7 protein-coding genes are annotated in these 10857 nt (G+C 50.7%); 1 reads left to right on the top strand and 6 read right to left on the bottom strand.

Annotation, left to right across the window (positions count from 1 at the left end; translation table 11 throughout):
• Positions 1-286: 286 nt before the first annotated feature.
• From MKX74_RS08720 to MKX74_RS08695, 6 genes are all read right to left on the bottom strand, one after another.
• Positions 287-517, bottom strand: a complete 231-nt coding sequence (locus MKX74_RS08720) for a hypothetical protein (RefSeq protein WP_341178104.1) — start codon at positions 515-517, stop codon at positions 287-289.
• A 275-nt stretch (positions 518-792) separates the two neighbouring features.
• A complete protein-coding gene (locus MKX74_RS08715) occupies positions 793-1668 on the bottom strand; it encodes a carbohydrate ABC transporter permease (protein ID WP_341178103.1) in 876 nt (291 codons plus the stop codon).
• Positions 1669-1689: 21 nt separating this feature from the next.
• Entirely contained in the window at positions 1690-2574 is an 885-nt protein-coding gene (locus MKX74_RS08710; RefSeq protein ID WP_018883643.1) for a carbohydrate ABC transporter permease, read from the bottom strand.
• Positions 2575-2610: 36 nt separating this feature from the next.
• Entirely contained in the window at positions 2611-3918 is a 1308-nt protein-coding gene (locus tag MKX74_RS08705; RefSeq protein ID WP_341178102.1) for an ABC transporter substrate-binding protein, read from the bottom strand.
• 287 nt (positions 3919-4205) lie between these two features.
• Positions 4206-5600, bottom strand: coding sequence for a response regulator (locus MKX74_RS08700; protein ID WP_341178101.1), 1395 nt, complete (start codon positions 5598-5600; stop codon positions 4206-4208).
• On the bottom strand, positions 5566-7275 hold the full coding sequence (locus MKX74_RS08695; RefSeq protein WP_341178100.1) for a sensor histidine kinase: 1710 nt from the start codon (positions 7273-7275) through the stop codon (positions 5566-5568). Before MKX74_RS08695 ends, MKX74_RS08700 begins: the two co-directional genes overlap by 35 nt.
• Positions 7276-7928: 653 nt before the next feature.
• Between MKX74_RS08695 and MKX74_RS08690 the strand changes: the two genes are divergently transcribed.
• Positions 7929-10382: a GH36-type glycosyl hydrolase domain-containing protein gene (locus MKX74_RS08690; RefSeq protein WP_341178099.1), complete on the top strand. Its 2454-nt coding sequence runs from the start codon at positions 7929-7931 to the stop codon at positions 10380-10382.
• Positions 10383-10857 lie beyond the last annotated feature (475 nt).

The raw sequence follows: 10857 nt of genomic DNA, 5'->3' as shown, positions 1-10857 counted from the left end.
GTGTTTCCCGTATCGCCCGTGGCTCCGGTTGTACCAGTTGGTCCCGTAGTACCTGCGGCGCCTGTCGGTCCGGTGGCTCCAGCGGGCCCTGTGCTACCTGTGACGCCTGTCGGTCCCATAGCCCCAGTAGATCCCGTTCTCCCAGTTACGCCCCTTGGACCTGTAGGTCCGGTAGGCCCCGTCGGCCCTCTTCTACCATGACATCCATGTCGCCCGCGATGGCCATGTGGTCCCGGGGGACAAGCAATAGCATTTCCGTGAGACTCTTCTATTGTGGCTTCTACCTTTATAGGGGCGGTAATGAGATTTTTTCGGGGAATAAGCTTGCGTGGTTTTCGAAGAGTAGATTTTCTAATCCTATGCTTGAGCTCTTTCCCTCGTCTGCGGCGGCATCCACATAATGTGCTGCTTTTTTTCCTTTTTCTGAGACTGCACTTTTTTTTGAGTCTTGGACTTTTCTTGCATGTATGTTTCTTTCGCATATGTCTAGCTTTCCCCCCTCCAGCTGTGGAATCAATACTGTATACTATGTCATTCACCCACCTCCCGCTCCTATGTGACTGGACAGGAAAAATGTATTTTCTACGGCAAGCTACGTGCTTAGGGGAACTCGCTGATCATAAAAAAACACTCCCCTTACGACAACAGGATTTAGTATTTCACCTGTTTGCCGAAAGGGGAGCATATTACGTATGGATGAAGCCATCTTCTTGCTATGTGCAATATGAACTGTTCAATATGAACTGTGGATGACGCACCATCCTCATTGAACGATTCCTCTGCTTATCTGCCTTATCCCTTCACAGCTCCATCCATCAGCCCATGGATCAATTGCTTCTGGAACAGCAGGATGATGAGCAGCAGTGGCAGTACACTGATGACCGACCCGGACATGATCAGCTCATAGGGCGTCCGCGCACCCGATTCCAGGGCCCGAACAGCGAGAGATACCGTCTGCTCGCCTGGTGAACGCAGGACAATCAACGGCCACAGGAAATTATTCCACTGATTGACGAAGGTAATAATACCGAGGCTCGCAAGCGCAGGCCGTAGATTCGGTAATACGACATGTGTAAAAATTTTGAACTCTGAGCAGCCGTCAATTCGTGATGCCTCCAGTAGCTCCGTATGAATACTGTCACAGTATTGGCGCATGAAAAAGATACCGAACGCATTAGCCACATTCGTAATAATGACGCCCCATGGATTATCGATCAGCCCCAGCGAACGGTAGATCTCGAACATTGGAATGATCGTCGTCTCGGACGGGACCATCATGGAGGCCAGTACAATCGCGAAGAGCAGGCTTTTGAAGCGGAACTGGTATTTGGCAAAAGCATACCCTGCCAGCGTACAGAAGAACAGTGCCAGTGCCGTATGAATTACGGTAATAAATAGACTATTGTAGATGACCGTGCCGAACATGCGCTCCTTGAACAGGATGACATAGTTGTCCCATTGCGGGTTGACAGGAATCCACATCGGCGGATTCAGGAAGATATCCCTTCGCTCCTTCAGTGAGGAGCTGACCATCCAGAATAGCGGGAACAACGAGGCGATCGTGATCAGCACGAGGATGGTATAGGCGCTTGCTTTTTTTAGCGTATTTCTGGCTCGATATGGAATTCGTGATTCCTTATTATGCATATTCGCTGTTGCTGCTGGCATGGTGTTCTCACCTCCGCTCACTTAGTCTTTGTCTCGGGATACACGCAGTTGGATGAAGGTCAAGGTCATCATCAGGAAAAAGAACATGACAGCTATTGCCGAGGCATATCCAAAATTCAGATTGCGGAAGCTCTCCTGATACACCAGCAGCACAGGTGTCATGGTCGAATTGACCGGACCACCCTTCGTCAGAATGAACGGCTCCACGAACAGGCCGTATGAACCCAAGGTCGAGAGCACGAGACAGAAGACCAGAATTTTCTTAAGCAAGGGCAACGTAATCCGTGTAAAGGACTGGAAGGGCGATGCCCCGTCCATATAGGCCGATTCATAGACCTCCTTGGGAATATTCTGAAGCCCGGCGAGGATCAGAATCATGTTGTAGCCCATCCAGCGGTACATGACCATAGCAGCGACTGAGACGCGGGCCCACCAAGCGGAATCCAGCCATTGAATCGGCTGCGCAATGATGCCAAGCTTGGTCAGGATGACATTCACCAGACCATTTTCACTGTTGAGCAAAATGGTAAAAACAAACGAGACCGCGACGACCGCCATAATATTCGGGGTGAAGAAGGCCATTCGAAAAAAGCCCTTCCCCTTCACCCACGCCTGATTCAGCAAGACTGCGACCAATGTTGCAATCAGCAGCATCAGCGGCACATAGAGCAGCATGATAATTCCACCATTAACAATCGAGAGCCAGAATACATTGTCTTGGAATAGACGGACATAATTGTCCAGACCGACGAAGGTCTTGGTCTTGCCTCCATTCCATTCCACCAGGCTCAGATAGAATGAATACAGAAACGGATACAGCAGAAACACCATGAACAGGATGAAGAACGGAGAAATAAACACATATGGAGCGGACCTCTGCTGCCATCTCCACCACTTGGAAGCCATCGACTCATCCCTCCATAAGATTAAAGTATCGGTAGATTATTTACGGCTTGTACGACTTCGCAGCTCGTCAGCAGTCTTCTTGAACGTATCGGCGACTGAGGCGTTGTTCAGGAAGACCTCAGCGAACGCATCCCGCATCAACTGATTGGCTACCGGGAAATCCACGGTATACGCCTGCGGATAGATCTGTCCCAGTGCCTCGGTGAATACTTCCCGTACAGGCTGATTACCAAAGTACTCGACAGGCTCTGCGTAGGCTTCATCCTCAAAGGTCGTCTGCAGCGATGGCAGGAATCCGCCCTCCTCCATCATTTTCAGCTGCGAATCCTCGCGTCCCAGCATGAATTCGATGAAGGTCCACGCCTCCTCCGGGTGCTCGGAATTCGCATTAATCGCCAGATTGGAGCCGCCGTCGTTGGCGCTGGCATAAGGGTCCGATTCAGACCATTTCGGCATCGGCACGACGCCCCATTTACCTGAGCTGTCCGGATCAATCAGATTGGAGAGCAGGTTATCGTACCAGGCTGCACCTACAATCGTCGCAATGTTCCCATCGGCAAAGGCATTCAGCCAATTCTCGGAGAAGGCTTCTGCATCCACGATCAATCCATCCTTCACCATGCTGGCGTAGAATTCCCCGGTCTCAATGACTTCCGGAGCATCCAGCGACACATTGCCATCCTTATTAAAATACCATTGCCCCCGCTGCCACATCATCGTCTCGAAGAAACGGTTGTTGGAGCGTGTGCGGGAATCCGCGAACATGGCCTTGCCTGTCTTTTCCTTAATTAAGTTGCCTGCTTCCTTATAATCCTCAAAGGTCTTGATCTGCTCCGCTACCTGGTCCGGCTCAGTCGGCAGCCCAGCAGCCTCGAAGATATCCTTCCGATAGAACATCACGACAGGACCGCTATCCCATGGCATGGCGTAGACCTTGTCGTCCTTCATGGCATCCTCCCATTTGAAGGGCACCATTTTATCGCGATACGGGGCTGTCTTCTCGGTCAGATCATACAGCGCGTCAATGCTGACCATCTGCGCCAGATTGCTGGATTCCACCGCCACGATATCCGGCATCTTATCGCCTGTATTCGCCGCAATCAGGAATTTCTGATAGAGGTCCGTCTGACCCATGAGCTGATACTCAATCTCGATATTCGGGTGGGCCTGCTTAAACGCTTCCATATTCGTGTCCAGACCAATCTGGGCTGAGTCCCATATCCATACGACAAGCTTGACCTGCTCGCCCGAACCATTCTCACTCGAGCTACTACTGGAGCAGCCTGTAAGCAGAATGATTAAGGATACGACGAGCAGCGCAGATTGCTTCAATTTCTTTACCATGCCTGCATCCCCCTTGTGATGTGTGATATGCAGTGTGCCCTACCATGCTTCGTAGTGCACGCTTCCGCTTTATCGTACCGAATGGACATCTGCCTTGAAATGGATATTCATCTGTAAAATATTGTTCATTTGTTCGACTGCGGCTCATAGTTGGGTCGCTTCCTGAACTTGTTGTCATTTTGTTTTTCAGGGCATGTATGCAAAAATCTTGAGCTTGAGCGACTATCGTGTGGAAAGTTCCTTCCGGGCAGAAGAGGACTTGCGATCACGGTTATGCCTGATTTTCCTTAGTTCTCTTGCTTCTCCCTATATTCAGACGGCGTCATGCCGGTGTAGCGCTTGAACCATTTGCTAAAATGGCGGTTATCCTCAATCCCTACCTTCTCGCAAATGACGTGGATCTTCCAATCCGTCGAAGTCAGCAATTCCTTGGCCTTGTTCATTCTCCGGCGGTGGAGAAAATCAAGAAAGCTAATACCCATTTCCTTTTTAAACAGGGTACTGAAATGACTGCGGCTTAGCCCCACATGGCCTGCCAGCTGCGAGGATACAATCGGCTCCTGCACATGGTGATCGATATACCGAACAGCCTGCATGATCGGCTCAGAGATAGATGGGCTATGCATCTCGTACTGCTGCTCCAGCTCTGCATTTCGCAGCATTCGCGCAGCCTCTTCCATATAATCGTAGGTATCGGCTGGCAGCTGACTTCGCTTCCAGGTAAGTCGAGGCTGGCTATGATGCAGCTCCACCAGTCTCAGCATGATCTCATCCGCATGTACCTCTGGCAGCATCAACAGCAATGGTCCCATTCCCTGTGTCGATCCCAGCGTAAGGATTGGCCCACGTCGGCCCATTCCTGCTAACTGCAAGGCTTGCAGCTCATGTACCCACGAGCGCTGTGCCTCCTCCAGTCCAAATGCGACAATTAATACGGTCTCGCCCGTTGGTTCCTCAGACGGCCTTGATATGGATTGGGTCTTGTCAGACTGTGCATATATATCCCGCTGTGCTTCGCCCGATGATAGTTCAGCATTTTGTTGCTCGCTACTATTCAGTAGCCTGTCACCGTGCCGATGCTCCTCACTGCGGAAATCTCTGTCATTGCATAGCTGCCGGTCATTGCATAGATATCCGTCACGGTCCAGATATGTCCGAATTAGCTGATTCAGCCTGTCAGCATCTCCTCTCTCCTGAAGCCATTTCTGGTACAGCTGCTCCAGCTCCGTATAGATGGATGCAGTTTCTGAACTCTCCCCACTCAGAGGAACCTTGACCTCTCCTTCCGCTTCGCTACGCCCCCACTCCTTGGTGATCTTGTCCAAATAGCGATCAACCTCCTGCACATCCATCGCTGTCTTCAATAGATAGCCGGATGCACCAAGAGCCATACCCTGCTGAGCATAGGCGAAATCGGAATGGCAGCTCAGGAACAAAATTTTGACCGCAGGATTATCCTCCTTAATGCGCTGTGCCAGCTCAAGCCCGTCCAAGCCTGGCATAACAATATCCGTGAAGACGAGATCCGGTCGATGCTCCTGATACATGTCCCATGCAGCCTGCCCATTGGGCGCGTTAGCCACCACCTTCATGCTCCAGCGCTCCCAGTCCACCATATGCATTAGCCCGATTCGTACCAGACGTTCATCATCCGCGATCAGGACCGTTCTCATTTTCGTCATCGGTTGTCTCCTTTTCCAGGAAAGGTAGGCGAATCTCGATCATAGCCCCGTCTGTTACATCAGGCATAATCCGGATGCCGTAGTCCTCTCCAAAATGTAATTTGATCTTGTGATCCACATTGTACAAGCCTAGACCACCTCTACCCTTGAGTGGAGGTGCGGCGCGAATCGTCTCAGCATCTGGCGCAACTCCCTTTCCGTTATCCGATAGCAGCAGCACAATATGATCGCGTCCGCGGAAGATTTCCAGCGTAATGATTCCGGCTCCGTCATCGAAGGCATGATAGAAAATATTCTCGAACAACGGCTGCAGGGTCATCCGTGGAATGAGGGCCTGCTCCAGCCCCGGCTCCACATCCTCAACGTACGTGAAGGCCTCGCCATAACGGTAGTATTGGATCTTGAGATAATGTCCGATCGTGGCAAGCTCCTCTTCCAGTGGAACCAGCTCCTGCCTTATATCCAGATTCTCGGACAGCAGCGCACCCAGATGGTAGATCATCCGATCAATGTCCGTGCGCCCTGCAATACGTGCCCGCCACTGGATCGCATTGAACGTGTTCAGGATAAGATGAGGGTTAATCTGATAATGGAGCGCTCTTAGCTCTGCTTCCTTTTTCAGCTGTTCTGTCCTCGTAATATTGGCCACCAGCTCCCGAATCTCACGAGTCATGGAGTTGAAGCGGTGACCCAGCCGTGACAGCTCATCATCACCGCGCACTTCCACTTGCGTATCCAGCTTGCCATTGCTGAACTCCAGCATGGACTGATTCAAGGTAACGATGCGTCTCGTCAGATTCGCCGACAGCCATCTTGCCAGCAGAAAAGCCGCGATTAACGACAGGATGCTGATCAGGATCGCATCATTGCGAATGACAAGCGTCGATTTATTGAACTCTTCATACGGTACACGCGCAGTGATCTGCCAGCCATTCAACTCCAGTGTTCGCTGGAACTCGATATCCCGCTCCGATTCGGGGTGCTCTCCCTCTGTCCGATATATGAGCGCTCCTTCCCCATCCCGGATTTCCAGGTACGAGTTGGTGTCCATTTCATAGGATCGGAACAGGGCCAGCATCTCGCGTGCATTCACATCGACGACAATTTTGCTGCCGATCGGCACGCCCGCCTTAAGCTGAATCGGTACAATCAGACTAATGAGCGGATTGCCGGGCCTTGGGGAGCTATAGTAAGAGCCGTCATGAAATCCGGTCCATTGCCAGCCGCTATCGCTTGAGTATTCCCTCCACCAGGGCATTTCGATGAGCTCACGGGTATTCATATTTCGACTGGTCAGCATCTGGCCATCCGGTGTATACACATAAAGCCCTTCAACGATTTGTGAGACGTGAAAGGAGAGGAAGTCCAGGAAATGATTCATTTCCTGATACTCTGCATAGGTTGCAGGCTCACTGGTGATTTTTCGGCCCGGGGCCAGTAGATAGCTCTGAATATCACGGGAGATCGCATCCATCTCCTTCAAATGCATGTTGGTAATGGTCTCAAGCTGGTGCATCGCATAACGGTTATAGTCCTGAAGCTGTTCCCTGACAGTCAACGTGGACTTATGGTACGACAACAGGCTCAGAGCCAAAAGAGGAATGAATGCGCATACAAAAATAAACAAGGTCATCTTGCGCTGGATATGATGTGCGAAGAACAAGACATGCTTCACCGCTTTCTATCTGTATAGTTAATGTGAATAGTTAATGTGCATGAGCTAATGCATCTGTGCATCGTTCATGCTGGAAGCAATCTCTGATGCGTTAATCCCATGCTTCTCCCATTATATCGAAAGTCCTTTCAGCGGATGGGTTCTTTTGTTCGGAAGCATGTGCATATTTGTTTGTTCCTCTTCCCGTGGACAGATTTTCTATTATAGTAAGAAATGGCTGGACAGTAAGGAGTGCCTGTAAGTACGGGGCGCCTGGTATCGTTTGTTGTAACTGCACTTAAAGGAGGATTAGGAGCTCTTCCAACAGCCTCTTTTTGCACGCACAGGTGTGGGATTTTAAGGAAAGCAGTTAAAGTTTTTTATGACCTGCCTGAACGGGCAGGAATTCGGACTCGGTAGCTAGAATGATATCCGATAACAGGCCGTCATAGCGTGGAATGCCCTTGCATACACATGACATGGGATCGGAGATCAGCTTTTGGATCAGCTCTGCTATGGAGGATACGATTTACGAATTACGAATCACGAATTAGGAATTACAATTCATGAATTACGAATTACAAATTTTGAAAAGCTTCACAAATATCCGAAAACGTTTTCCGAAATAAGGCCTGTCCATCTATTTCGCGAATCAGGAGAGGAGTTACGATCAAATGAAGTACGGTCATTTTGATGATGCGCACAAGGAATATGTTATTCACACTCCACAGACCCCCTATCCATGGATTAACTACCTGGGCAACGAGAAGTTCTTCGGCTTGATCTCGAATACAGGCGGCGGCTACGCCTTCTACCGGGACGCGCGGCTACGCAGACTGACCCGCTATCGGTACAACAATATTCCTGTCGATAACGGCGGGCGTTATTTCTACGTCTATGACGAAGGTGATTACTGGACGCCAGGCTGGATGCCTGTCAAGAAGGAGCTCGATCACTACGAGTGCAGACATGGGCTCGGCTATACCTCCATTACGGGTGAGCGTCATGGGGTAAAGGTGAATCAGTTGGCCTTTGTGCCACTCGGCTATAATGGCGAGGTGCATCAGGTGAATGTGACCAATACATCTGATCAGGTAAAACGCATCAAGCTCTTCTCCTTCGTGGAATTTTGCCTGTGGAATGCCTATGACGATATGACCAACTTCCAGCGCAATCTGAACACGGGCGAGGTTGAGATTCAGGATTCAGTCATCTATCACAAGACGGAGTACCGGGAGCGTCGCAACCATTATGCCTTCTTCTCGGTGAACCGTGCAATTGATGGCTTCGATACCGACCGCGAATCCTTCCTCGGCCTGTATAATGGATTGGATACGCCGCAGGTCGTTACCTCCGGTGAACCATCCAATTCCGTGGCCAGTGGATGGTCCCCCATTGCCTCCCACTGTCTAGAACTGACGCTGCAGCCAGGCGAGCAGACCAGCCTGAACTTTGTACTGGGATATGTAGAGAACGAAGAGGCTGACAAATGGGAGGCTCCAGGCATTATTAATAAGACACCTGCGCTGGCCATGATCGAGCAGTTCGCTACCGAAGAGGACGTCGAGCGCTCACTCGCGGAGCTTAAGGCGTATTGGGAGCGCTTGCTATCGACCTATGCCGTAGCCAGCCATGATGAGAAGCTGAACCGGATGGTGAACATCTGGAATCCATATCAATGCATGGTTACGTTTAACATGTCGCGCTCCGCCTCCTATTTCGAGTCGGGCATCGGGCGCGGGATGGGCTTCCGTGATTCCAATCAGGATTTGCTTGGGTTCGTGCACCAAGTACCTGAGCGGGCCAGAGAACGCATTCTCGATATTGCCTCCACACAGTTCGAGAGCGGCGGTGCCTATCATCAGTACCAGCCTCTGACCAAGAAAGGCAATCATGAGGTTGGCGGCGGCTTCAATGATGATCCGCTCTGGCTGATCGTTGGCACGGCAGCCTACATCAAGGAGACGGGTGACTTCGCCATTCTGGATGAGCAGGTGCCGTTCGACTGCAACCCGGACAACACAGCCACCCTGTTCGAGCATCTGAAGCGCTCCTTCTATCATGTCATCGAGAATCTGGGGCCACATGGGCTGCCACTGATCGGACGTGCCGACTGGAACGACTGCCTTAATCTGAACTGCTTCTCCAACATTCCAGATGAGCCGTACCAGACGACGCAGAATATCGAGGGCCGGACGGCCGAATCCGTCTTCATCGCAGGACTGTTTGTGTACACCGGACCAGACTTCATCGAGCTGTGCAGCCGCAAAGGCTTGGCCGAGGAAGCAGCCGAGGCACGGGCCCATGTGGACACAATGCGGGCTGTTACGCTAGAGCACGGCTTCGATGGGGAATGGTTCCTACGGGCGTATGATCATTACGGGCAGAAGATCGGCAGTCAGGAGAATGAGGAGGGCCAGATCTTCATCGAACCGCAGGGCTTCTGTGTCATGGCTGGCATCGGCGTGGAGGAAGGACTGGCGGAGAAGGCGCTGAATGCGGTGCAGGATCGGCTGGAGACACCATACGGGATTGTCCTGCAGAATCCGCCGTATTCCAAATACTATCTGAATCTCGGCGAGATCTCCTCCTATCCGCCAGGCTATAAGGAGAATGCGGGTATCTTCTGCCACAACAATCCGTGGATCATGATGGCTGAGACCGTACTTGGACGCGGAGATCGGGCCTTTGAGCTGTATAGCAAAATTGCACCAGCCTATCTGGAGGATATTAGCGACGTACACCGTACGGAACCGTACGTCTACGCCCAGATGATTGCCGGCAAGGATGCCGTGCGTCAAGGCGAAGCCAAGAATAGCTGGCTGACCGGGACCGCTGCTTGGAACTTCGTAGCGATTACGCAGTCCATCCTGGGAATTCAGCCGGACTACGACGGACTCAAGGTCGATCCATGTATTCCAGCCGACTGGACCGAATTCACCGTTACCCGCGTCTTCCGTGGCGATACCTACGTCATTCGCGTGTCCAATCCACAGCAGATCAGCAAAGGCATCGCGTCCATTCAGCTTGATGGCACAGCCATTGACGGTAATGTGCTGCCTGTGATCGGAGACGGCGGAACGCATCAGGTGGAGGTTGTACTTGGCGTGAAGGTTGTACAGGTGTAAGGTTAGATGTAGGGATTAAAAAATGTAGGGATTAAGGGATTAAGAGATGTAGAGGCTGCACAGGATTAAAGCGTGAACTAGAAAAGCTATAACTGTTGGGTGCGTAAAGATTGGTATGTAATGATTGCACAAGTATAGAGCTTTAAAGTTGTTGATGTGCAAATAAATTACTGTAGCCGTTAGTATGGACGACGGCCATTCATAGAAGAAGCTGCAGCACTCATTCGTTGGGATGCTGTAGCTTCTTTGTGTTATTTAATTTATTAGCGTTACTTGGTTTTGGCGTTGATTATTAGCATTGCTTGTTTTGTAGTGCTGCGTTGTTTTTCATATTCCCTTGTCTCTTTATAAGTTTCTTAGGAGTTATTGTTGATTGCACCTTCTGGTATTTGCTCTTCTTTCTTCTGCCCTCTTGTCTTCTTTTCTTCTCTTTGTCACTATATCTTTCTCTTCATTATCTTTTTTCTACTTCTGC

This window comes from Paenibacillus sp. FSL K6-1230, assembly GCF_038002385.1.
In the GTDB taxonomy this organism is placed as follows: domain Bacteria; phylum Bacillota; class Bacilli; order Paenibacillales; family Paenibacillaceae; genus Paenibacillus; species Paenibacillus massiliensis.
The sequence above is the reverse complement of the archived record's forward strand: the minus strand, read 5'-3'. Positions and strand labels throughout refer to the sequence as shown.

What these genes read in the sequence shown, in the direction of transcription:
- MKX74_RS08715 (WP_341178103.1), bottom strand. Translation starts at nt 1,668, where the DNA reads ATGCCAGCAGCAACAGCGAATATGCATAATAAGGAATCACGAATTCCA.
- MKX74_RS08710 (WP_018883643.1), bottom strand. Translation starts at nt 2,574, where the DNA reads ATGGCTTCCAAGTGGTGGAGATGGCAGCAGAGGTCCGCTCCATATGTG.
- MKX74_RS08705 (WP_341178102.1), bottom strand. Translation starts at nt 3,918, where the DNA reads ATGGTAAAGAAATTGAAGCAATCTGCGCTGCTCGTCGTATCCTTAATC.
- MKX74_RS08700 (WP_341178101.1), bottom strand. Translation starts at nt 5,600, where the DNA reads ATGACGAAAATGAGAACGGTCCTGATCGCGGATGATGAACGTCTGGTA.
- MKX74_RS08690 (WP_341178099.1), top strand. Translation starts at nt 7,929, where the DNA reads ATGAAGTACGGTCATTTTGATGATGCGCACAAGGAATATGTTATTCAC.